Origin of the sequence: Thermobacillus xylanilyticus (assembly GCF_907165215.1) — a bacterium.
Taxonomy (GTDB): domain Bacteria; phylum Bacillota; class Bacilli; order Paenibacillales; family Paenibacillaceae; genus Thermobacillus; species Thermobacillus xylanilyticus.
Genome location: NZ_CAJRAY010000018.1, coordinates 144,556 through 167,343, shown reverse-complemented (window position 1 = coordinate 167,343; position 22,788 = coordinate 144,556). Strand labels below are relative to the sequence as shown.

The following is a 22,788-nucleotide window of genomic DNA, read 5'->3' as shown; positions in this document are numbered from 1 at the left end:
CCTAAGCCCGCTCCACAATTGGTTTTACATTGATTTTCTAGGTGCGAAAGTTGAGTTATGAAAATCTTCATTTTTTCTCAAGGGGGAAATGATAAATTCCGCGGCGGCATTTAGTAGAATGATAGCATGCCGGATTGTGTCTGAAAGGAGCTCGCGTGATGGACGCCAAGGTTCTCATCGTGGATGATGAGCATGAAATTGCGGATTTGATCGAAGTGTATCTGCGGAATGAAAATTTCGACGTGTTCAAGTTCTATTCGGCAAACGAAGCGCTGGCCTTCATTGAGACGGAAGAAGTGGACCTGGCGATACTGGATATTATGCTGCCGGATATCAACGGATTTGAACTGTGCCGGAAAATACGGGAGAAATACACGTATCCGATCATCATGCTGACGGCGAAAGACGAGGAAACGGACAAAATTACGGGTCTGACGCTGGGGGCCGACGACTACATCACCAAACCGTTCCGTCCGCTGGAGATGGTGGCGCGCGTCAAAGCGCAATTGCGGCGCTATAAAAAATACAATGCAAAGTCCGCGCCTGCCGCCGGGCCCGTCCTCGTCCATTCCGGCCTGGTGATGGACGTCAGCAGGCACGAATGTCTGCTGAACGAGAAACCGCTCGTCCTGACCCCCACCGAGTTCGCCATCCTCCGCATCCTGCTGGAGCGGAAAGGCAGCGTGGTGAGCGCCGAGGAACTGTTCCATGCAATCTGGAAGGACGAGTATTACAGCAAAAGCAACAACACGATCACCGTCCACATCCGCCATCTGCGCGAAAAAATGGGGGATACGGCGGACAACCCGAAATATATCAAGACCGTATGGGGGGTCGGCTACAAAATTGAATAGCAAACGGGAGGAAAGTTCGAAGGGCCATTTCGCCAGTCTGAAGCGCAAGACGTTCATGCAGATGCTGCTGATCACCGCTGCCGCTCCGGTAGCCGTCTTCCTGCTGCGGGAACTTATGCGCGGACAGATCGGGGACCGCATCGTCGATGTGCTCAAGTTCGTGTTCCGGCTGGACTGGTTTTCCGCATCACAGATTTATCAGTATGTGTTCCGAAACAATCTGGAATTCATTCTGCTTCTGTTGACCTTGCTGTTCCTCGTCATCATTTCCTGGCTGTTCATCTCCCGGCTGTTCGCGAAATACTTCGAGGAGATCAGCGCCGGAATGGACCGCCTGGTGGAAGATACGGAGGATCGGATCGTGCTCTCGCCGGAGATGGCGTACATGGAAAGCCGCCTGAACGCCGTCAAGGACCAGCTGATCCGGCGGAAGAAGGCCGCGCAGGAAGCGGAGCAGCGGAAGAACGATCTGGTCGTCTATCTGGCCCACGACATCCGGACGCCGCTCACCTCCGTGATCGGGTATCTGAGCCTGCTGGACGAGGCGCCCGACATGCCCGTGGAGCAGCGGGCGAAGTACATTCGCATCACGCTCGAGAAGGCGCATCGGCTGGAGAAGCAGATCAACGAATTTTTCGAAATTACCCGGTACAATCTGCAGCAGATCCGTCTGGAGAAGGAAACGATCGATCTTTATTACATGCTGGTGCAATTGACGGACGAGTTCTATCCGCTCCTGTCCGCAAGGGGCAATACCGCCGTCCTGCGCGCGGACGAAAATTTGACCGTGTACGGCGATCCGGCGAAGCTGGCGCGGGTGTTCAACAATATTCTGCGAAACGCGGCGGCGTACAGCCATCCGAACACGGAAATCGTCATATCCGCCGAAGAAGCGGACGGCTCCGTCAGGATCCGGTTTCAGAATCAGGGCGATCCGATTCCGCCGGACAAGCTGGCCGCCATCTTCGAGAAGTTCTATCGCCTGGATGAAGCGCGCACGACCGGCACCGGCGGTTCCGGACTGGGACTGGCCATCGCCAGGGAGATCGTTACCCTGCACGGCGGAACCATTGAGGCCGAGAGCGAGGGCAACACCATTGCCTTTACCGTCACGCTGCCGGTCTCCCGTTAGGAAAACCTCCATCAAGCATTAGGAATTTCTTAAGAAAGTCTCCCCTTCCGGTTAAAAAACGGCCTGCCGGCTTCGGCTAACATGGAGTTGCCGAAGCTGACAGGCTTTTCATTTTGGAAGAAAGGGGCTGGCGGACCGGATGGGGAAAACGGGGATCGCGATTTACGATTGCGACGAACACGAAGCGCAACTGTTCAGGACATTCGCGGCTCAATACGGGGTTGAACCGACCTTCATCGCATCGGCGGCATCCGCGGAAAGCGCCGCGCTGGCGTCAGGCCATCGCGCCGTCAGCGTGAACCACAAGACGGAAATTACGCATGCCACGCTCCGCGCGCTGAAAGCATACGGCGTCGCTTACATCTGCACCAGAAGCGTCGGCTGCGACCATATCGACCTGGAGGCGGCCGAAAAGCTGGGCATCGCGATCGGCAATGTGGCATATTCGCCGGCCAGCGTGGCGGACTACACGCTGATGCTGATGCTCATGGCGATCCGCCATGCCAGGTCGGTGCTGCGCCGGGCGGACATCCATCATTACCGCCTGTGCGCGGTGCCGGGACGGGAACTGCGCGACATGACGGTGGGGATCGTGGGGACCGGCCGGATCGGGCAGGCGGTGATCGATCGCCTCAGGGGGTTCGGGTGCCGCATCCTGGCGTACGACATCTGCCCGCGGGCCGAGGCCGAATATGTGACGCTCGGCGAGCTGCTGCGGCAGAGCGATATCGTGTCGCTTCATATGCCGCTCCGCGCCGATACGCACCATCTCCTGGACGCGAAGCGGATCCGCGGCATGAAGCGCGGCGCCATTGTGATCAACACCGCGCGCGGTCCGCTCATCGACACGCCGGCGCTTGTGCAGGCGCTGGAGGAAGGCCGGCTGGGCGGGGCGGCCCTGGACGTGATCGAAGGCGAAGAAGGGATCTTCTATCGCGACTGCACCGACCGGCCGATCCGCCATCCGCTACTTTTGCGGCTTCAGGCGTTGCCGAATGTGATCATTTCGCCGCACACCGCTTTCTACACGGAGCACGCGCTGCGCGACATCGTGGAGGCGACCATTCGGAACTGCCTGGCATTCGAACGAGCGAAAGGGGAACTCGTGACATGAACAAGCTCAAAATCGCCGTCCTGTTCGGCGGCTGCTCGGAAGAACATGCGGTCTCCGTCAAATCCGCGCGGGAGATCGCAAGGAACCTCGATCCGGACAAATATGACCCGCTCTATGTCGGGATTACAAGGGCCGGGGAATGGAAACTGTGCGCCTTCCCGGATTCGGATTGGGAGAGCGGAGACGTCCTTCCCGCCTTCTTGCCGCCGGACCGCGGCTTCCGCGGGTTGATGGTGCTGGAGCGGGGAAGCTGGCGGATTGTCCTCGTGGATGTTGTGTTTCCCGTTCTGCACGGAAAGCTGGGGGAGGACGGCGCCATCCAGGGGCTGCTGGAGCTCGCCGGCATTCCCTATGCGGGCTGCGGTATCCCGGGTTCCGCGATCTGCATGGACAAATCGCTCGCTTACGTGGTCGCGCGAGATGCGGGGATCGCCGTGCCGGATTTCCGGACATTCGACGCCGGCGAGATGCCGGACGCGGAGCTGCTGGGCCTGGCATATCCGGTCTTCGTGAAACCGGCCCGTTCCGGATCGTCTTTCGGCGTCAGCAAGGTGACCCGCGCGGACGAGCTGCCGGAAGCGGTCGCGAATGCGCGGCAATATGACGCCAAGATTGTGATCGAGCGGATGGTTCCCGGAAGCGAGGTGGGCTGCGCGGTGCTCGGAACCGGGGGAGACCTGGTTGTCGGGGAAGTGGATCAGATCACCTTGTCGCACGGCTTCTTCCGCATCCATCAGGAGCAGAATCCGGAGCAGGGCTCGGAAAATGCGGTTGTCCGGGTACCAGCCGAAATCTCCGAACAGGACAAGATCCGGGTGCAAGAGACCGCCAGGCGGATTTACCGGGCGCTGGGCTGCCGCGGACTGGCCCGCGTGGACATGTTTCTGCGGGACGACGGGCAGATCGTGCTCAACGAGGTCAACACGATGCCCGGCTGGACGTCATACAGCCGCTATCCGCGCATGATGGCCGCCGCCGGGTTGAAGCTGTCCGACGTACTGGACCGGCTCATTGCGCTCGCGATGGAGGGATGACGATGGAGAAAGGGTTTCTGTTTCTGGACGAAGCGCTTCCCGGCATCCGCTGGGATGCGAAGTATGCGACCTGGGACAATTTCACCGGCAAGCCGGTCGACGGGTACGAGGTCAACCGGATTGTCGGCACATATGAACTGGCTGCCGCGCTGCGCGAGGCGCAGCGGAAGGCCGCCGATCTCGGATACGGCCTGCTGCTGTGGGACGGATACCGGCCGCAGCGCGCGGTGAACCGTTTCCTGCAGTGGGCCGGGGAGCCCGAAGACGGGCGCACGAAGGCGAAGCATTATCCCAATATCAACCGGTCCGACATGTTCAGGCTGGGGTACGTGGCGGCCCGCTCGAGCCACAGCCGCGGCAGCGCCGTCGACTTGACGCTCTACCGGCTGGATACCGGCGAGCTTGTGCCGATGGGGGGCGATTTTGATCTGATGGACGCCGTCTCCCATCACGACGCGCCGGGCATCACGCCGGCCGAAGCGGAGAACCGCCGGCTGCTGCGCGGTATCATGGAGTCCAGCGGATTTGCCGCCTATGAGCGCGAATGGTGGCATTATGCATTGAAGCACGAGCCCTATCCGGACACGTATTTTGATTTTTCGATCACCCTGGATCTGGCCGTGATGAAGACGATCTGAATAAGCGGAACCGGACCCGTTGCCGTTTGATGCGCGGACTGGGGCTGCTCGATCAGGACCGGACCGCCGAGGCGGCTGCGGACTGGCCGGAAACAAGGCCGGGCAGGAATGACGATCCTGCCCGGCCTTACTTTCATCGGCTCAGGGCGGGTTGCTCCTGCACATCGGGACGGGCCAGCAGCCGTCGTGCCAGGACGGCGAATATGAGCAGCGACACCGCGACCGAAGCGGCACAGACCGCGAACAAGACGTCGTAGCCCGTGCGTTGGGAGATCCATCCGAGCATGATGGAGCCGAGGCCGATGCCGAGATCGAACGCCGTCATGAAGGAGGCGGTGGCCACCCCTCTCCGCTCCGGATGGGCGATGCGCAGGGTCGCCGCCTGCAGCGCCGGCTGCGCCGAGCCGAATCCGATGCCGTACAGGACGGCCGAGGCGATTACGCCGGTCCAGCCGCTCGTCAGCATGAGCACGATCAAGGCCAGAATCGTCACGAGAAGCGAGATCATGATGACCGCCGATTCGCCGAGCCGATCCGACAGCTTCCCCGCGAACGGCCGGGTCAACGTCAGCGTCAGGGCGAATACGAGGAAGAACGTGCCCGAGTTCACCTCAATGGATTGCGCGAACAGCGGCAGGAAGGTCATGACGCCTCCGTAGGATATGGTCAGGAAGAAGAGCGTCACGGTGACGGGCAATGTGGATTTGTCAAACAGTTCCACCCGTTTCGATGCTTTCGGCTGATACGGGATTCTGGCGGCCGCCGCGAGCAGCAGCGCCACCGCGGACAGGCACGCGGCGAGGATGAACAGCGCACGGAACGAGCCGTTGTCGATGACCCAGATGCCGGCCATCGGGCCGACCGCCATTGCCGCCGTCATCGCCACGCCGAACCAGCCCATGCCTTCTCCCCGGCGGGTGGGCGGGATGATGTCCGTGACCGATGTGCCGACAGCGGTTGTGGAGAACGCCCAGCTTGCGCCGTGCAAAATGCGGAGGGCAAGCAGGATCGCGATGCCGGCCGCCCAATTGTACAGCGCCATCGTCAGGACGAAGCACAGAAGTCCCCAGATGATGAAAGGGCGCCTGCCGTACCGGTCCACCAGCATGCCGACGATCGGCCGGAAAATGACCGCGGTCAGCGTGAACATGCCGGACGCCAATCCGACGTGCAGCTCGTTGCCGCCCAGTTGCGTGATGAACAGCGGCAAGGTCGGAATCAGCAGGTAAAAGCCCATGAACAGAAACAGCGCACCCAGCGTCATTTGCACAAACGGCTTCGTCCAGAGACGTTCCATGTGTCATTCCTCCATACAAGCTTCTTGTACGCCCTTCGGGTGTCCGGCATTACGTCAGGGGAGACTCCTCTATGAGCAACAAAGCAGTTGGTTAGATTTGTATGCCGGTGGGCGAGAAACAAGTCCGCTTGTCTTTTTATGTGACCAAATGGTCACTTATATTGTCTCTATCATAGGTCTCCGAAAAGCAACATGTCAAGAGGGGGCACAGGCCTGCGCCTGCGCCGGAAGGTCCCCGGACTTGCGCGCGTCCGCCATCGGGGACCGCCCCCGTCCCTCCGCAACGCTCCGACAATCGACGTAAGCGAAATGGCACCCGGAACTCTTTCCTGTTGTTCCGGAATCCGGTATAATACTTCACACCCATGATATAAACTGAATTGATATTTGTATTCATGAATATGAGGTGTGTTTATAACATGGTTGACAATTTCGAGGGGTACCGCGCCTTTCTCGCCGTGGCGCAAACCGGCAGCTTCTCGAAGGCGGCCGAGAAGCTGAGCGTCACGCAGCCGGCGGTCAGCCATGCCGTCCGGCGGCTGGAAGAACGTCTTGGCGGGCCGCTTTTCTACCGAACGCCGGCGGGGGTCCGGCTGACGTCCGAGGGGGAAGTGCTGCACAAGTTCGTCTCCCAGGCCTTCCATTTTCTTGAGAACGGGGAGAAGAAAATTGCGGAAATGCGCGAGCTCATCGCGGGGGAAGTGAAGATCGGCGCGGGGGATACGCTGTGCCGGCATTACCTGCTGCCGCATCTCGAGTCGTTCCACCGGGAGCATCCGGCGGTGAAAATCCAGGTGACGAACCGGACGACCCGGGAGACGATCGCGCTGCTGAAGGAAGGGCGGATCGACTTCGGCATCGTCAACCTTCCCGTCAAGGACAGCCAGCTCGTCATCCGCGAGAGCATTCCGCTGCACGACTGCTTTGTGGCCGGCGAGGCGTTCAGGGAGCTCGCGGAGCGGACCGTCTCATGGGAGGAGCTTGTCCGCCATCCGCTCATTCTGCTGGAGCAGGGAAGCAATATCCGCGGGTACATCGACCGGTTCGCCAGGAAGCAAGGTGTCGCAATCCAGCCGGAATTCGAGCTCGGCAGCATCGACCTGCTCGTCCAGTTCGCCCGCATCGGGCTCGGCGTCGCCTGCGTTATCCGCGAGTTCGTCGCCGAGGAGCTGAACAAGGGGGCGCTGTACGAAGTCCGGGTGGATGTGCCGTTGCCGCCGCGCCGGGTCGGCCTCGTCACGCTGCGGGATGTGCCGCTTTCCCTGGCGGCCGGCCGGTTTCTCGAGCGGCTGCCGTGACGGACGGGATCACGCCAGCGTCTTGGTCATGATGAGGTCCGTCTGCTCATCGTCGCCCATGACGAAGGGGTGGCTTCCCGTCTGCACAAGCCCCATCTTCTTGTAGAAGGCAAGGGCGTTGTCGTTGTGCTCCCATACGCCCAGCCAAACTTTCTTTTTCCGCAGCTCTCTGGCAAGATCCACGGCATGATGGAACAGGATTTTGCCGAGTCCGTGTTTCTGGAACGGCTTCTTCACATACAGGCGCTCAATCTCCAGCGACTCGCCGCCCATCGGTTCCGTCTGGGCGTCATCGACGTTGATTTTCAAATAGGCGGCCGCTTCACCGTTCACATGAAGGAGGAAGAATTGCGACGAAGGGTTGGCCAATTCGTTCTCCAGCTGCTTGCGGTCGAACGCTTTTTCCAGATAGGCGTTCATGTTTTCCGGTGAAGTCGTGCCCTGGAATGTTTCGAAATACGTCTGCCTGCCGAGTTCCTGAATTTCGCGCACATCATCGGACGAGCATTTTTTGATGGATATTTGCATGTTATCGGGTCTCCCTTGCGCATAAACTTGTCCCATGTTTTATTTTACTTCATTTTTGCGAGGAGTGAGGATTCCATGAAATCGATCGCCGTATTCTGCGGCTCCAGCGAAGGGGCGTCTTCGGATTACAGGGAAGGCGCGATCAGGCTGGGGCATGAGCTGGCAAGACGCCGGATCACCCTGATCTATGGCGGAGCCAACGTCGGGAGATCGCCCATCACGGTCTGACCGAGCTCATCATGGTGGATTCCATGCACGAACGGAAAGCGAAAATGGCCGAGCTGGCGGACGGATTCATCGCGCTTCCCGGCGGTCCGGGCACGCTTGAGGAATATTTCGAAGTTTTCACCTGGGGGCAGCTCGGTCTGCATCGAAAGCCGTGCGGCCTGTTCAACATCCGTCATTATTTCGATCCGCTGCTCGCCATGTTTGACACGATGGAGCGCGAGCGGTTCATGAAGCCCGAATATCGCGCGATGGTCATCACGGACGAAACGCCCGAAGGGATTCTGGATCAGTTCGCGAACTATGAAGCGCCCGCGGCCAAAACGTATCATCGCGGGCAACGCGTCATGTGATCGGGAAATGTGGATTAAAATATTTTCCATTTTGTGCGAAACTGTATGCAGCTGAAAATCAGAGAAGGTGTGAGCGGATTGAAGACGGTGATCCAATCGTTGTTGATATCCCTTGTCATTCATGCCATCTTCATTGCCGGCGCTTTGGCGGTCGCCTGGTTGCAAACCAGGGATTACAAGCCCGAAATCGCAAGCCGATATGAAAATTTCGAACCGCTTCAGCAAAAAGCGGCGATCGTCGGCATTGTGGCATCGCCCCTCTGGTTGCTGTGCACCTTCGTCGGAACCGCGGCGGTCAGCGGAATCATCATCCGGGTTTGGAAGAAAAACCGGAAGCCGAAAGCTTCTGCTTCATGAACAGCAGGAGCACCGTTATCGCCGCGCCTGCGTACAAATATAACGATGTATTGAAGGAGATGGATGCATGATGCATGACCTCGCATCCCGGGTTGGCGTGGTGGTGTCGGTCAGCCGCGGCGCAACCCATACCTTCAGCAAGCCGGTGGTGGAATCGATCACGCTGCTGGCCGGTTTGGGGGTGGAGGGCGACGCCCATATGGGCACGACGGTCAAGCATCGCTCGCGGGTCGCGCAAAATCCGAACCAGCCGAACCTGCGCCAGGTGCACCTCATCCACGCGGAGCTGTTCGACGAAGTGTGTGAAGACGGCTTTCACGTCGAGCCCGGGCAGCTCGGCGAGAACATCACGCCCCGGGGAATTGATCTGCTTCGCCTGCCGACGGGAACCCGGCTGCACATCGGCGAACAGGAGGTCGTCGAGATCACGGGACTTCGCAACCCGTGCGCTCAGATCGACGATTTCCGGAAAGGGTTGCTCAGCCGGGTGTTGGTCCGGGACGAGAACGGCAGCCTCATCCGCAAAGCCGGTGTCATGTCCATCGTGCTGAACGGGGGAGAGGTGCGGGCAGGGGACCGGATTCGCGTGGAACTTCCGCCGCCGCCTTTTCGTCCGTTGGAGCGGGTATGAGGCATCTGCTGAATCGTCAGAAAATTGGGTATTCAATATTTGGCTGTGAAGTGGTATAGTGTGGGTAAGAAGATTGTGAAATTTTTTTGACGGATGATATGTGAATTATTTCACAATCAGATGATGACAAGAATGGAGTGATCCCGAATGGCAGAGCCGAAGAAGATCGTGGTGCTGGGAGCCGGTTACGCGGGCATCCCGGCCGTCCTCACCCTGCAGAAAAGCCTGCGGGACGGCGAAGCGGACATCACCCTCATCAACAAGCACGATTATCACTACTTCACGACCTGGCTGCACAAGCCCGCGGCCGGCACCGACCGCCCGGAACGTTCGCGCGTCGACCTGAGCGACATCATCGATCCGCGCAAGGCGGCCCTCCTGAAACGGACGGTGCGGCGCATCGACACCGCCGCGAAGACGGTAGAGACCGACGAAGGCGTCATCCCGTATGACGTGTTGATCGTTGCGCTGGGCGGGCAGCCGGAGACGTTCGGCATCCCGGGTCTTGCGGAGCATGCTTTCTTCATCCGAAGCCTGAACAGCGTTCGCTTCATCCGGGAGCACATCGACCGCCAATTCGCACAATTCAAGCAGGACGAGAGCCGCACCGAACGGCTTACGTTCGTCGTCGGCGGGGCGGGCCTGACCGGAATCGAGTTCATCGGCGAGCTGGCGGACCGGATTCCGAAGCTGTGCCGGGACTACGATGTCGATCCGGCGCTCGTGAAGATCATCAACGTGGAAGCGGCGCCGGCCGCGTTGCCGGGATTTGAAGCCAGCCTCGTGGACTATGCGATGAATCTTCTGGCGCGCAAAGGGGTTATTTTTAAATTGGGCACACCTGTGAAAAAATGCACAAGCGAAGGTGTGGAGATCGGCGACGGAGAGTTCATCCGGGCGGGCACCGTCGTCTGGGCGGGCGGAATCCGCGGGAACCGGGTGCTGGAGGACTCGGGATTCGAGACGGTCCGCGGAAGGGTGGTCGTGAATCCGTACCTGCAGGCGCCGGGACATGACGATGTGTTCATCATCGGGGATTCGTCAATTGTGCTGAACGATCAAGGCAAGCCCTGGCCGCCGAGCGGGCAGATCGCCATTCAGCAGGGCGAAGCCGCGGCCCGCAATGTGATCGCGCTGCTGCGCGGGCGGGAAATGGCGACGTTCAAGTATGTCTACCGGGGCACCGTCGCATCGCTGGGCAAGGGCGAAGCGATCGGCAGCGTCGGCAAGTACCGGCTGAAGGGAACCGCCGCCGCCATCCTCAAAAACGTCGTGGATGCGCGCTATCTGTTCAAGATCGGCGGCGCGGGGCTGGTCGTGCGGAAGATGTCGGGTTTCTTCTGAAATGGAGGTAATGTTTGATTATAGGCGAATAAGGCGTGGTCATGGAAAAAGCGGTCGGTGTAAAGTGAAATGGGAAGGCGGGCGCGGTTGAGCGACGGCTGTTCCTGCATGGCCGAACCGGTTCGGAAAGATCGGGAACCGGTCGATGGCCGGGTCGTCGGCAAGCCGTCAAGAAACAAGAGATAGAAGGAAAGGAAGTGACCGCCATGAGAGCCGACCGCTACAAGCATTTGTTTACGAAGGAACTGTTGATGGGGCCGAACGCGGTCCGTCTGTTGGAAGAAATGCTGGAGAATCACCCGATCAGGGGAGGCCGCGTGCTGGATCTCGGATGCGGGACGGGGCTGACCTCGCTGTTCCTGGCGCGGGAGACGGGGGCGGAGCAGATCTTCGCGGTCGATCTGTGGATTCCCGCGACGGAGAACTGGAAGCGGATCCGGGAATGGGGCGAGGAGCGGAAAATCATTCCGCTGCACGCCGACGCCCGCGATCTGCCGTTCCCCGAAGATTTCTTCGATGTGATTGTCAGCATGGATTCCTATCATTACTACGGATGCCAAGAGCGGTTTTTCGCGGAGAAGATGCTGCCGCTCATCCGGCCGGGCGGACGGGCGCTGCTTCTCGTTCCCGGCCTGAAGCGGGAGTTTGAGGGCGACGCGCCCGAGCTGCTCGTCGAGTGGTTGGGAGATGACATCTCGACCTTCCATGACGGCAACTGGTGGCGGAACCATATCGCGCAGGGCTGCGAAGACCGGATCGAAGTCGAGGTGTTCGAGACCCGGCAATTCGAACAGCCGTGGCAGGACTGGTTCGACTGCGGGCACGAGTACGGGCTGGACGATCAGAAGTTCTTCAGCCGGGGCGTGGACCAATTCCTCAGCTTCATCGCGATCGCGGTGCGGGTGAAGGAAGGCGGACTTTCTGCGCCTTGTTCGGCCATATCGACATAACTGCAGGGGCTGATGTTCAAGTCAGCCCCTTGGCGTTATTACCTGAACTCTTTCTTTCGATGAATGCGAACGGAAACGAAGTAGGAGATGATGAACAGCACGATGGCCGTACAAGTTGACACGGTGCCGACCAGCGGATGACGGATCTGCATGCCTTCCGTGAACGGCGCCAGAATTGCGGCGAGCAGCAGCATGATCCCCACCGCGGCAAACCCGGAAAAGAACACGATCATCTCGTTTTTCTCCGTACCGATCTTCAGCATGACGGGATACATGAGGGCCGTCGAGGTGATCGCCAGGGTCAGTCCGAATCCGTAACTGTATGTGACCATCACGGGATCAATCGACATGCCCAGAGCGCTACATACCGCAAGGGTAAGCAGACTCGTCAAGATCCCCATGAGAATGAGGAGGACGAAAGTGACATACTTGGCCCTGACAATGGTGCGGCGGCGGACCGGCAGCGTCAGTTCAAATTTGCTCCATTTGGACGTTTCATCGACCCGCAGCGAGGTGCCCGTATTGACGACAAAAATGAAAATTTGCACGGCCAATATCATCGAGAGCAGCATGTCTTCCCGGAAGACGATCGGCACGAGGGCCATCACCGCCGCGATGATGAAGGACAGTTGGATGTTGCTTGCCATGGAGTAAATGTTGTTTCGGACAAGTCCCCGCATCTATTGATCCCCCTTGACCAGCAAGACCATGATTTCGTCAATGGTGGCGTTATCGACGGTGATGTCCCGGTGTTGACCGGAGAACCTTTGTTTATCCGGGACCAAGACGTCGATCTGCAATCCTCTCTTCCGGGCTGCAAGATATTCCGATTTGTCGAGAGCTTGAAACTGCTCCGACCTGCAGCGGGCAATGCCGTATTGGTATAACAGCGCATCCTTCTCTTCCGTCAGCATGATTTTGCCGTTGTGAATAAAGGTGATGTAATCCGCGACTTTCTCCAAATCACTCGTAATATGCGAGGACATGAGAATCGAATGCTCTTCATTTTCCACGAACTCCAGGAACAGATCCAGCATCTCTTCCCTGACGACAGGATCAAGTCCGGAAGTGGGCTCATCCAATATCAACAGCCTGGCGCCATGGGAAAAAGCCGCCGCCGTGGCCAGCTTCATCGTCATGCCCCGGGACAGATCTTTGATCCGGACATCGGCCGGCACCTTCAGCCTGTCGATCAGTTGCCGGAAGAGGTCGCTGTCCCAATGATGATAAATATCTTTGAACACCGATGCCAGCCTGTTGGCCGTGAGCGTCTCGGGAAAATTGATGGCATCAAACACAACGCCGATATGGTTCCGGATGTCCGTTCGGGCCTCCGTCATTTCCTCGCCGAAAATTTTGATCACGCCGCTGTCCGGTTTGAGCGTATTGAGGATGCAGTTGATCGTGGTCGTTTTCCCTGCGCCGTTTTCCCCGACAAATCCCATGATGCTTCCTTGCGGAACGGCAAACGATACATTGTCCAGGCTGAACGTTGCCCCGGGATAACGCTTCGACAAATTGCTGACTTCCAAACTGTAGATCACTGGCCGTCCTCCTTGTAGCACATCTCCAACAATCGGATCAGTTCTTCCAAAGTGGTTCCGCTCATGCGCGCGGCTTCCACAGCCAACCGCAAATGCTCTTCCATTCTTCTCTGGTGTTCTTCCTGAATGACGTCGCGATGATGCGCGGATATAAAGCTTCCCCGGCCCACGGTCGTTTCGATAAACCCTTCACGCTGCAATTCTTCATAGGCCTTCTGCACGGTAATGACGCTGACATGGATTATTTTGGCGAGAGCACGCATGGACGGGATGGGATCGCCCGGCTGCAGTTTTCCGCTCATGACCATCGCTTTGATCTGACTCGAGATTTGCTCATAGATGGGCTTGCTCGAATTGCTGCTGATAATGATCTCCAATAACGTTCACTTCCCGGAAAGTGTACATATTGTACAAGTACATTATATAACGGATAAGCACAGTGTCAATGGCGGGGCCGATAGACCGCCCGGTTTGCGGGGAACATGCAGAACCGATTCGCCGGGCACCAACCATCGATGAAACGTCGAAGGAACCCGCACGGCAGTCAGCCGTTCGGGTTCCTTCTTCATGAACATGGCCGGAGGGCCAGCGCCCTCGCGGCCAGATATGCGGGGAGGATGCCGGCAGCATCCTCCTTTGTCGGCCCAGGCATGCCGCAGCCGGATCGGGCCGGCCATCGCCGCGCTATTTCACCGACCCGAGCATCCCCGCCACGAAATGCTTCTGCATCAGGAAGAACACCAGCGCCGTCGGCAACGTGGCGATCACGATGGCGGTCATGATCATGCCGTAATCCGGCGAATAGCTGGAGCCGAGATTCGAGATGAGCAGCGGAATTGTCTTCTTGGCGTCCGACTGCAGCACGACGAGCGGCCACATATAGTTGTTCCAGCTCGACATGAACGTGATGATCGCCGCCGCCGCGTAGGTCGTCCGCATCGTCGGCACGTAGATGCGCAGGAAGATGCCGAGCTCGCCGAGCCCGTCGATGCGCCCGGCTTCGATCATCTCCCGCTCGAACATCTTCGTGTTCTGCCGGAAGAAGAAGATCAGGAACGCCGTCGCCATCGTCGGCAGGATGACCGCCGCCTTCGTGTCGATGCCGATCACCGGCATCTTCCCGGAGAGCCAGGCGAACATCCGGTAGAGCGGCACCATCAGGGCGGCGAACGGAATCATCATGGACAGCAGCAGGATGTTGAACACGGCGTCCTTCGCCCGGCTCCTGTAAATCTCAAACCCGTAGCCCGCCAGCGAGCCGATAAGGAGCGCCAGCCCGGTCGTGATCAGCGCAATGACCAGCGAGTTCGCGAGCGCCCGGACGAGATCGATCTGCTCCACCAGATTCGACAGGTTCACGAACAGGTGGGTGCCGGGCATCAGACGGCCCTTCGTCACTCCCACGGAAGGATTCGTCGAGCTGACCACCATCCAGAGGAACGGAAAAATCGAGACAAACGCGGTCACGCCCAGGAAAAGGTACATGAACACCCGCCTTGCGATCATCACCGATCACCTGCCACTTTGAATTGCATGTACGAGAAGATGACGATCAACACGACGATCGCATAGGAGACGGTCGCCGCATATCCGAAATCCGGCGTGTACTTGAACGACAGGTTGTAAATGTATTGGGAAATCGACATCGTCGCGTTGCCCGGTCCGCCCTTCGTAATGTTCATGACTTCGTCGAACAGCTGGAGCGTGCCGATCGTCGACATGATTGACGTGAACAGGATGATCGGCTTGAGGAGCGGAATCGTGATCTTCGTGAACTTTCCGAATGCCGAAGCGCCGTCGATCGTCGCCGCTTCGTAGATCGACCGGTCGATATTTTGCAGCGCGGACAGATAGAAAATCATGTTGTAGCCGGTCCACCGCCACGTAATCGCCAGAATGATCGTCACCTTCGCCCAGAACGGGTCCGTGATCCAGCCGATGGGCCGGTCGATGATCGACAGTCTGAGCAGCAGCAGATTGACCAGGCCGTCGTTCGCGAACAGATATTTGAAGATGACCGAGTAGGCGACCAGGGAAGTGACGCACGGGAGAAAAATGGCCGTGCGGAACAGCCCCTTGAGCCGCAGCTTGTCGCTGTTCAGCATCACCGACAGCAGCAGCGCGAGGATGATCATGATCGGCACTTGCACGATCAGATAGATGAACGTGTTGGTCACCGCCGTGATGAAGTTCGAGTCGGTGAACAGGCGCTTGTAGTTCTCGAATCCGACATATTGCAGGTTCGTTCCGACCCCGGATTTCAGGGACAGATTGAACGCCTGGATCATCGGATAGAAATAGAACAGGCAGATCAGCACCACCGCCGCGATGACGAAACACCAGCCCGTAACCCGGGTCCGCATCCGAATAGACACCGTTATGCAAACTCCTTTCCCGGCCGAGACGGAAACGCCCTGGATGCTGCCATCCAAGGCGATTCCGCGTGCGCGTTCTGATGATTGATCGTTAACGGACTTGCGCTTCCGCCTGTTTCTGCGCGTCATTCAGCGCGTCGTCAAGCGGCTTGCCGTTCAGGTAGTTCTGCATTTCCACGACCAGGATGTCCTCGATTACATAGGTGTGGGCGCCGAAGTTGACCCGCGGAATGTCCTCCGTCCACTTCGCGAAGTCGGCAATCGTCTTCTGCCCGTTGTAGAACGGATCGGCCGCGCTGTAAGCTTCGCCGGTGGATGCGGGGATGTAGGTGCCGATCGCCCCGATCTCCGTCACGAGCTCCTGATAAAACTCCACGTCCGAACCGAACGTCTTCGCGAGGAAGTCCGCCGCGGCTTCTTTGCCCGGCACGTTCAGCACGTACCAGGAGCTGCCGCCCAGGTTGGAGGCGTTCACGCTGCCCGGCTGTCCGGCCAGCCGCGGGATCGGGACGACCGCCCATTTGCCCGCCTGGGAGCTCTCCGCCTTGATCGAGGCGTTGATCCAGTTGCCGGTCGGCACCGACGCGACGTCCCCGCTGTTGAAGGCGGCCACGAACTGGCTCCAGTCGGCGTTCGGCTTGACGATATCGGCTTCCATCATTTCCTTGTACAGCTGGAACGCTTCTTTCAGCGCTTCGTTGCCGGCCAGGAACGGTTTCTCGCCGTTTTCGTCCAGGTACCACTTGCCCGCGGTCTGGATCATGACGCGGATGATGCCGAGATCGTTCGGGTCGAGCGACAGCATGTCCTTGCCCGTCGCTTCCTTCACGTTCTTCCCGATCTCGATGAACTCGTTCCAGGTCAGCGCCTGCAGGTCATCCGGCGAGTAGCCGGCTTCCGCCAGATAGTCCGTGCGGACGAACAGTCCGGTGACGCCGGAGTCGAAGGGCAGGCCGTAATTGCGTCCGTCCACGCTCGTCGGTCCGACCTTGTACTCGGCGAAGTCGGCCGCGTTGAACGTGTCCGTCAGCTCGTAGAACATGTCCGGAAACGCCTTCAGGAAGCTTTGCGCCCGGTAGTCCTCGATCAGAACGATGTTCGGCAGGCCCGTCGTCGTGCCCGAGCCGAGGCCGGTGTTCAGCTTCTGGATGATGTCCGCCTGCGCGTTCTCGACGATGTTGATCTTCACGTCGGGATTGATCTTGTTGTAACGCTCCTTCGCGATGTTGAGCGCCTTGATGTTGAAGTTCGGGTCCCACGCCCAAATGGTGATTTCCGCCGCTTCTTTTCCGCCCGATGCGCTTCCGCTGTTGTCACCGCCGCCGTTTCCGCCGCCGGAAGACGAGTCTTGCTTGTTCCCGCCGCCCGACGAGCACGCCGAAAGCAGCAGCATGACCGCCAGCACAACCGTCAGCCATTTCTTCATCCGCGAATCCCCCTGTTTGCAAATGTTGTAAGCGCTTCCGCTTCGCAATTAAAATCGTAGCACGGTGTCGGCCGCTGTCGTTAGAACGATCTTTGCCAATGGTTGTGCTTTATTTGGGTGTTGCGCAGCGCCGGGCATGGCCTTAAATCAGGACGATTTTTGGATGCTTGGAATATTTTTGGCCGTCCGGTACGGCAGCTCGATCTGCACCGTCGTCCCTTCGCCGGCGCGGCTTTGGATCTGCACGCCGTAAGGCTCGCCGTAGAGCAGGGTCAGCCGCTCGTGCACGTTGCGCATGCCGATGCCCGTGAACAGGTGGCCCCTGGATCTGCTTTTCGATTCCGGCCAGCCTCCGTCAAGCTCCATGCCGTCCCCGTTGTCGACGATCTCGCACACGAGCGTATTCCCCTTGCGCGACACCGTCACATACACCGATCCTTCCGCCTTGCGGTTGAACGCGTGGAAGAACGCGTTCTCGACGAACGGCTGGATCATCAGCTTCGGCACGAGCGCGTCCCGGCAATCCGGGGCAACGAAGTCATGCAGCTTGATCCGGTCCCCGTTGCGGGCTTCCATGATGAGGGCGTAATGCCGCAGAAGCTCGATGTCCCGCTCGACGGTGATCGTCTCGCTCACGTCGCCGATCGCGTTCTGCAGCAGGGCGATCAGGGCGTTGATCGTCTCCGACGCCTTCTCCCGGCTTCCCTGCTTCACCATGATCTTGATGGAGGCCAGCGTATTGTACAGGAAATGCGGATTGATCTGCCGCTGCAGCGCCGCGAGCTCCGCGTTCCGCTTCTTCCGCTGGGCCTGGTCCAGCTCCGCGAGGTACTCCTTGAGCTCGTCCAGCATGAAGTTGAATGCCCGTGCCAGCTGGCGCGTCTCGTAGCTGCCCGTCTCCGAGACGTAATGCCCGAATTCGTATTTCGAAATGTTCGAGATCTGCTTCACCAGCCGCGTCAGCGAGCGGGTCAGCCGCCGGGAGATCATGTACACGATGATCAGCGCGCCGGCCACGATGCCGATGACGATCAGGGTGATCGTGCGCGTATCGACGAGCGTGTTCAGGATGGACTGCTTGTCGATGAGATTGACCATGTACAGATCATAGAAGGGCAGATACTCGGCCAGCACGATCTGGTTCCGGTCGAAAAGGTGCATGCTCGCGTAATCCCGGCCGTGCCCGTGCATGTCCTCCGCGATGCCCAGCAGCTCCGGCACCTGCCGTCCGATCAGCTCCCCGCGGTTGCTGGACAGAATCGTGCCGGACCGGTCGAGGATCACCATGTCGTTGCCCTCGCTGGTATAGCTGGAATAGAGCTGCTTGAACTCGCTTTCCCGCATGGCGAAGAACAGGGTTCCGTACACGAACCCCGTCGAGCGTTCCATCATGGCTTTCGCGGCGATGATGACCGGCTCCGCTCCATCCGCCTCCCGAAAATCGGCCAGATACAGGAGCCGCTTCGGATCTTCATGCGCCGCGAGCGTGACCGGATGGCGGTCGATGTCCGCTTCGGCGATCGGCCAGATCAGCCGGTTCGTCATGTACGTGCGGCCGTTGATGCCCTTGACGATGATCGCCGTCTCGTACGTTTCGATGGCCGTCGCGATCTGGTCCATCTGCTTGCGCATATTGTAGTAAGACTTCGCCATCGTCAGCGAGTCGCCGTCCGATTCGGTCAGATACTGCTTGACCGAACCGCTCTGCAGCATGTTGTTGGAGGCGGTCACGATGGCGGTGTTGAGGGACTGGAAGCCGGAGTTGATCTGGCTGAGCACCTTGGAGTTGATGATGCTGAACGTGTCGATGAACAGCCGCTCGGACAGCCGGATCGTCGACCAGGTGACGAGCACGGATACGGCGGCGATGCTGATGACGGTGACGAGAAAAAGTTTGATGAAGAGGCCGTTGATCTGAAAACGGTTGAGCCATTTTCGCATGACTTACTCCCTGGCGGTTCCGGCCGTCATCCTGCGGTACTCGCTCGGGGAGCGGCCGGTGAATTTCTTGAACACCTTGCAGAAATAGCTGTGATCCGGGAAGCCCACCTTCGCGCCGATCTCCGCAATGGAGCCGGACCCGGTGCGGAGCATCTCCGCCGCCTTATGGATCCGGATCTTGTTGACATATTCGACGAATCCTTCGCCGCTGTGGGCGGAGAACCAGCTGGACAGGTACGACGGGTTGAAGTGAAAATGTTTCGCGACTTCCTTCAGGCTGAGCGGTTCCGCATAGTTCTGTTCGATGTAGTCCAGCAGTTTCTTCATGTTGTCCCGCGCGGCGTTCCGGGCGGAATCCGCCAGCCGCCTTTCCGCTTCCGCCGTGAACGCGTGGAGGATGCCGATCGCCTCTTCCGCGTTCCGCGCCTGCTGAATGGCGTCGAAATAGCGGAATTTCTCCTTGTCCAGCCCTTGCGCGTCGAAGCCCATGTTCTCCGTCAGGACGGTGATCGTGAAGATCATGTTGTTCAGGAAAGACTTGAATTCCTCGACATCCATGCCGCCGGCGGCGCGCAGCTTCTCCACATGCCGGCGCAGCCCGCCGAACGCCTCGCCGAACTGCATCAGCTTGAACGCTTCCGTGAACTGGTTGAGGTTGAACGCTTCCACCGTCAGCGGCGGAGCCGCATCTTCCGCGAACATCAGCCAGCGGGCGTGGGGACGGTAGAAGGCCCGGCGCGCCAGCGGATGAATCTGCTCCCGCAGCACGTCCCCCGTCCGCATGAAGTCTTCATAGGGCCGGCTGATGAGCAGCGTTCCGGCTTGGCCGAATGCGTCCGCCCACTGCGCGGCGAGACCGTCCAGCGGCGCTTGCGTTTGCAGGTCCGCGTTCCCGTTCAGCAGAAAGCCCGTCAGACCGCGGCCGGCCGGGAACGGCAGGCAGACGGCGCCGGGAAACCGCTTTCCAACCATCGATTGGAGCGCGGCGGCTGCTGCTTCGGAGATGTCCTTCGCGGTCACGGCCAGCAAGCGGAAGACGGGATGCGGGAACGACGCGCGGATGTCGGCGCGGTCCGCTTCGCCGCCGAGTTCGAATCCGGCCGTGATTTTCTCGAGCAGCCGTTCCGCCGCGTCGGCGGACGCCTTCGCCTCGCGGGCGGCGTTCGGCCGCAGCCTCGTTCTGCCAGCTGCCTTGTTCAGCACTTGCAGCAGTTCCCGAGGCTCCAGCTTCGGCTTCAAAATATAGTCCGCGACCCCGCTCTGGAACGTGGATCGGACATACTCGAACTCGCCGAAGCTGCTGAGCACGACCACTTCGATATCCGGATAACGGGTTTTGACGACCTTCGTCAGCTCTTCGCCGTCCATCACCGGCATGACGATGTCGGTGATGACGATGTCCGGCCTGCATGCCTCGATCATCTCCAGCGCTTCCCGTCCGTTCGCCGCTTCCCCGACGATGGAGAACCCCTCTTGTTCCCAGTTCATGTAGTGCTTGATGCCTTGCCGGATCAGAATTTCATCGTCTACGATCAGGATTTTGCACAGGTGCCCTTCGATTGTAAACGCCTCCATTCTGAGCGTGCGTGCTTTTCTTCTAACCATAGCAAAAGGCCCCGCCGGCCAGCAATAGACAGGCTGCGGCAGACCGCCCGGACGGGCTGGACAAATGGTGCGCCGAATGGGGAAAATAGAAGCAGCAGAGACAAAAGGAGGCATGATTGTGGCGACGATCGAAGATTTCATGAAGCTGGACATCCGGATCGGCACCGTGGTTCATGCGGAAGCTTTTCCGGAGGCGCGAAAACCGGCCATCAAGCTGAAAATTGATTTCGGGGAACTGGGGATCAAGCAATCTTCCGCCCAGATCACGCGCAGATATGCGCCGGAGCAGCTCGTCGGACGCCAGGTCGCGGCGGTCGTCAACTTCCCGCCGAGACGCATCGCGGGCTTCAGCTCCGAGGTGCTCGTCCTCGGCGGCATTCCGGAAGAAGGGGATGTCGTGCTGCTGCGGCCGGATGAACCGGTTCCGAACGGCACGCCGATCGCGTAGGCGGTCAGAGGCCGATGGATTTCAGGAATTCCGCGATCCTTCTCCGGGTCTCGTCGAGCGGGCGGTTTCCGTGCCGGCCATGGCGGAAAAAACCGTGCTCCATTCCTTCGTAAGCGATCCAGGTGATGTCGTTGCCCGCCGCAGCCATCCGCTTGACGAAGTCCCGGTTTTGCTCGAAAAGAGGGTCCGCGGTACCGATCATCCAGAGCGTGGGCGGGAGGCATTTTTTCACGTTGTGGTACGGAGAGATGTTCCGCGCCTCAGGCAGCAGGCCGGGGTAGAGGCGCTCTGTGATGTCCACGGCGTCCATCCCGGCGGCGAAAATGACCAGCGCGTCCGGGACGGGGGAGATGGCCGGATCGTCTCCTTCGTCGTTCAGATGGTCGAACATGATGGCGGACACGGCGGTGTATCCGCCGGACGATGAAGCGCACACGACGATTTTTTGCGGGTCGATGCCCCATTCGGATGCGTGCCCGCGCAGCCGCCGGACGGCGGATCTGGCGTCGCAGATCGCCTGGACCGGCGTGAAGCCTTCGTCTTGTCCGGTCCGGCATTCGACGCAGATCGCGACATATCCCTTCGAGGCGAGGTACGCGGCGTGGTACTGGAAATCCGCAGGCGTATTCGGCGTCTTGCCGAAGGTGCCGCCGATAAAGAACAGCACCGCCGTCCGGTCCATTCCGCCGGTGTCAGGCTCGAACACGAAAAACCGGAGCTTCCGCCCGCCGATCACCTTGTAGACGGCTTCCTTCACGGGGAAGACGAAGGGGTAGTCGCGCATGGACATGGACATCACCTTGACGGTTTTTTTGGTATTTCTGTCATATTGGAAGATGGAAGCGGTTACTGTCAACGTGCGGGGGCATGAAGATGGCAGACAAGGAGGGTCGGACGGCATGATGGAAGTGGTGCGGGCGACTCCCGACCATGTGGAAGGCATCTGCCGGGTGTGCGCGGACGGCTGGCGGGCGACGTATGCGGACATGTGCAGCCCGGAGTACATTGAACGGATCATCGGGGAGTTCTACAACGAGGAGCGGGTGCTGAAGGAAGTCACGGAAACGGGCCGGGATTGGGGCGGATATTTCGTCGCCGTGGAGGACGGCAAGGTCGTCGGCGCCGGCGGGGGCGGAATGATCGGCGAGCGGTCGGGGGAAGTGTTCGTGCTCTACGTGGCGCCCGACCGGCGGAACGAAGGCATCGGCACCCGGCTGCTGGATGCGATCACCCGGCAGCAGAAGGCGTTCGGTGCCGCCGAGCAGTGGGTGTCCGTGTTCAAGGGCAACCAGAAGGGCATTCCGTTCTACGAGGCCCGGGGGTTCGTCTTTCAGCACGAGCAGCCGAGCCACGGCAACCGGGACGGGGACGGGTATGTATCGGTGAGGTACAGGAGATGGATATGAGGCGTTCACGCGCCGCCTGCCTTGATGTGCAGGCGGCGTTTTTCTTTGCGGCGGCGCTTTGCGAGAGAGGGTGCAGCGTGCATCCCACGCTACAGCGCAGTGCGGAGCCTCGCATGGGAGGCTGTAGCGTGCATCCCACGCTGCAGCAGCGTGCGGAGCCCCGCGCGGGAGGCTGTAGCGTGCATCCCACGCTACAGCAGCGTGCGGAGCCTTGCGTGGGAGGCTGTAGCGTGCATCCCACGCTACAGCGCCGTGCGAAGCCTCGCGCGGGAGGCTGTAGCGTGCATT

General features: G+C 59.6%; 23 protein-coding genes and 1 pseudogene. 13 read left to right on the top strand and 11 right to left on the bottom strand.

The window, feature by feature from the left end:
* Window positions 1–158: 158 nt before the first annotated feature.
* From vanR to vanX, 5 genes are all read left to right on the top strand, one after another.
* Complete coding sequence (gene vanR, locus KJQ12_RS04105) at window positions 159–854, top strand: VanR-ABDEGLN family response regulator transcription factor (RefSeq protein WP_213483597.1); 696 nt, start codon at window positions 159–161, stop codon at window positions 852–854.
* Window positions 847–1,986 carry a vancomycin resistance histidine kinase VanS gene (gene vanS / locus KJQ12_RS04100; RefSeq protein ID WP_342344820.1) on the top strand — a complete coding sequence of 380 codons (1,140 nt, stop codon included), beginning with the start codon at window positions 847–849 and terminating at the stop codon, window positions 1,984–1,986. The genes vanR and vanS overlap by 8 nt, the downstream gene beginning before the upstream one ends.
* A gap of 139 nt (window positions 1,987–2,125) precedes the next feature.
* Window positions 2,126–3,100 (top strand): D-isomer specific 2-hydroxyacid dehydrogenase family protein, encoded by a 975-nt coding sequence (locus KJQ12_RS04095; protein WP_213483596.1) that lies wholly within the window; start codon window positions 2,126–2,128, stop codon window positions 3,098–3,100.
* On the top strand, window positions 3,097–4,134 hold the full coding sequence (gene vanA / locus KJQ12_RS04090; RefSeq protein WP_213483595.1) for a D-alanine--(R)-lactate ligase: 1,038 nt from the start codon (window positions 3,097–3,099) through the stop codon (window positions 4,132–4,134). Before KJQ12_RS04095 ends, vanA begins: the two co-directional genes overlap by 4 nt.
* Before the next feature lie 2 nt (window positions 4,135–4,136).
* Window positions 4,137–4,772 (top strand): D-Ala-D-Ala dipeptidase VanX, encoded by a 636-nt coding sequence (gene vanX, locus KJQ12_RS04085; protein ID WP_213483594.1) that lies wholly within the window; start codon window positions 4,137–4,139, stop codon window positions 4,770–4,772.
* Window positions 4,773–4,905: 133 nt separating this feature from the next.
* On the opposite strand, the gene KJQ12_RS04080 is transcribed toward vanX, so the two are convergent.
* Window positions 4,906–6,069 carry an MFS transporter gene (locus KJQ12_RS04080; RefSeq protein WP_213483593.1) on the bottom strand — a complete coding sequence of 388 codons (1,164 nt, stop codon included), beginning with the start codon at window positions 6,067–6,069 and terminating at the stop codon, window positions 4,906–4,908.
* A gap of 419 nt (window positions 6,070–6,488) precedes the next feature.
* Here KJQ12_RS04080 and KJQ12_RS04075 point away from each other — a divergent pair, with 419 nt between their 5' ends.
* Window positions 6,489–7,367: a LysR family transcriptional regulator gene (locus KJQ12_RS04075; RefSeq protein ID WP_213483592.1), complete on the top strand. Its 879-nt coding sequence runs from the start codon at window positions 6,489–6,491 to the stop codon at window positions 7,365–7,367.
* Window positions 7,368–7,376: 9 nt separating this feature from the next.
* Here KJQ12_RS04075 and paiA read toward each other — a convergent pair whose 3' ends face one another.
* Window positions 7,377–7,895: a spermidine/spermine N(1)-acetyltransferase gene (paiA, locus tag KJQ12_RS04070; RefSeq protein WP_213483591.1), complete on the bottom strand. Its 519-nt coding sequence runs from the start codon at window positions 7,893–7,895 to the stop codon at window positions 7,377–7,379.
* Between the two features lie 75 nt (window positions 7,896–7,970).
* On the opposite strand from paiA, the pseudogene KJQ12_RS04065 reads away from it, so the two are divergent.
* The 5 genes and pseudogenes from KJQ12_RS04065 (at window position 7,971) to KJQ12_RS04045 (ending at window position 11,755) form a co-directional block, all read left to right on the top strand.
* A pseudogene (locus KJQ12_RS04065) lies at window positions 7,971–8,473 on the top strand (LOG family protein).
* 78 nt (window positions 8,474–8,551) lie between these two features.
* Window positions 8,552–8,830 carry a hypothetical protein gene (locus tag KJQ12_RS04060; protein ID WP_213483590.1) on the top strand — a complete coding sequence of 93 codons (279 nt, stop codon included), beginning with the start codon at window positions 8,552–8,554 and terminating at the stop codon, window positions 8,828–8,830.
* Between the two features lie 67 nt (window positions 8,831–8,897).
* Window positions 8,898–9,461, top strand: coding sequence for an MOSC domain-containing protein (locus KJQ12_RS04055; protein ID WP_213483589.1), 564 nt, complete (start codon window positions 8,898–8,900; stop codon window positions 9,459–9,461).
* Window positions 9,462–9,608: 147 nt separating this feature from the next.
* Entirely contained in the window at window positions 9,609–10,805 is a 1,197-nt protein-coding gene (locus tag KJQ12_RS04050; RefSeq protein WP_213483588.1) for an NAD(P)/FAD-dependent oxidoreductase, read from the top strand.
* A gap of 206 nt (window positions 10,806–11,011) precedes the next feature.
* Window positions 11,012–11,755 carry an SAM-dependent methyltransferase gene (locus KJQ12_RS04045; protein ID WP_213483587.1) on the top strand — a complete coding sequence of 248 codons (744 nt, stop codon included), beginning with the start codon at window positions 11,012–11,014 and terminating at the stop codon, window positions 11,753–11,755.
* A 38-nt stretch (window positions 11,756–11,793) separates the two neighbouring features.
* On the opposite strand, the gene KJQ12_RS04040 is transcribed toward KJQ12_RS04045, so the two are convergent.
* The 8 genes from KJQ12_RS04040 to KJQ12_RS04005 all read right to left on the bottom strand — a co-directional run bounded on the left by KJQ12_RS04040 (window position 11,794) and on the right by KJQ12_RS04005 (window position 20,646).
* Window positions 11,794–12,435 (bottom strand): ABC-2 transporter permease, encoded by a 642-nt coding sequence (locus KJQ12_RS04040; RefSeq protein ID WP_213483586.1) that lies wholly within the window; start codon window positions 12,433–12,435, stop codon window positions 11,794–11,796.
* Entirely contained in the window at window positions 12,436–13,299 is an 864-nt protein-coding gene (locus KJQ12_RS04035; protein ID WP_213483585.1) for an ABC transporter ATP-binding protein, read from the bottom strand.
* Window positions 13,296–13,676, bottom strand: a complete 381-nt coding sequence (locus KJQ12_RS04030; protein ID WP_015253359.1) for a GntR family transcriptional regulator — start codon at window positions 13,674–13,676, stop codon at window positions 13,296–13,298. The genes KJQ12_RS04035 and KJQ12_RS04030 overlap by 4 nt, the downstream gene beginning before the upstream one ends.
* Before the next feature lie 307 nt (window positions 13,677–13,983).
* Window positions 13,984–14,784 (bottom strand): carbohydrate ABC transporter permease, encoded by an 801-nt coding sequence (locus KJQ12_RS04025; RefSeq protein WP_244860408.1) that lies wholly within the window; start codon window positions 14,782–14,784, stop codon window positions 13,984–13,986.
* A 20-nt stretch (window positions 14,785–14,804) separates the two neighbouring features.
* Complete coding sequence (locus tag KJQ12_RS04020) at window positions 14,805–15,662, bottom strand: carbohydrate ABC transporter permease (RefSeq protein WP_213483615.1); 858 nt, start codon at window positions 15,660–15,662, stop codon at window positions 14,805–14,807.
* Window positions 15,663–15,765: 103 nt separating this feature from the next.
* Complete coding sequence (locus KJQ12_RS04015) at window positions 15,766–17,100, bottom strand: ABC transporter substrate-binding protein (RefSeq protein WP_213483583.1); 1,335 nt, start codon at window positions 17,098–17,100, stop codon at window positions 15,766–15,768.
* Window positions 17,101–17,247: 147 nt separating this feature from the next.
* The gene (locus KJQ12_RS04010) at window positions 17,248–19,041 is read right to left on the bottom strand and encodes a sensor histidine kinase (RefSeq protein ID WP_213483582.1); all 1,794 of its coding nucleotides are present in this window, start codon (window positions 19,039–19,041) and stop codon (window positions 17,248–17,250) included.
* 3 nt (window positions 19,042–19,044) lie between these two features.
* Window positions 19,045–20,646: a response regulator transcription factor gene (locus KJQ12_RS04005; protein WP_244860406.1), complete on the bottom strand. Its 1,602-nt coding sequence runs from the start codon at window positions 20,644–20,646 to the stop codon at window positions 19,045–19,047.
* Between the two features lie 118 nt (window positions 20,647–20,764).
* Between KJQ12_RS04005 and csaA the strand changes: the two genes are divergently transcribed.
* The gene (gene csaA, locus KJQ12_RS04000) at window positions 20,765–21,094 is read left to right on the top strand and encodes a chaperone CsaA (RefSeq protein WP_213483581.1); all 330 of its coding nucleotides are present in this window, start codon (window positions 20,765–20,767) and stop codon (window positions 21,092–21,094) included.
* A gap of 4 nt (window positions 21,095–21,098) precedes the next feature.
* Here csaA and KJQ12_RS03995 read toward each other — a convergent pair whose 3' ends face one another.
* Window positions 21,099–21,884, bottom strand: coding sequence for an alpha/beta hydrolase (locus tag KJQ12_RS03995; protein ID WP_244860404.1), 786 nt, complete (start codon window positions 21,882–21,884; stop codon window positions 21,099–21,101).
* Window positions 21,885–21,993: 109 nt separating this feature from the next.
* On the opposite strand from KJQ12_RS03995, the gene KJQ12_RS03990 reads away from it, so the two are divergent.
* The gene (locus tag KJQ12_RS03990; RefSeq protein ID WP_213483580.1) at window positions 21,994–22,500 is read left to right on the top strand and encodes a GNAT family N-acetyltransferase; all 507 of its coding nucleotides are present in this window, start codon (window positions 21,994–21,996) and stop codon (window positions 22,498–22,500) included.
* Window positions 22,501–22,788: the final 288 nt, after the last annotated feature.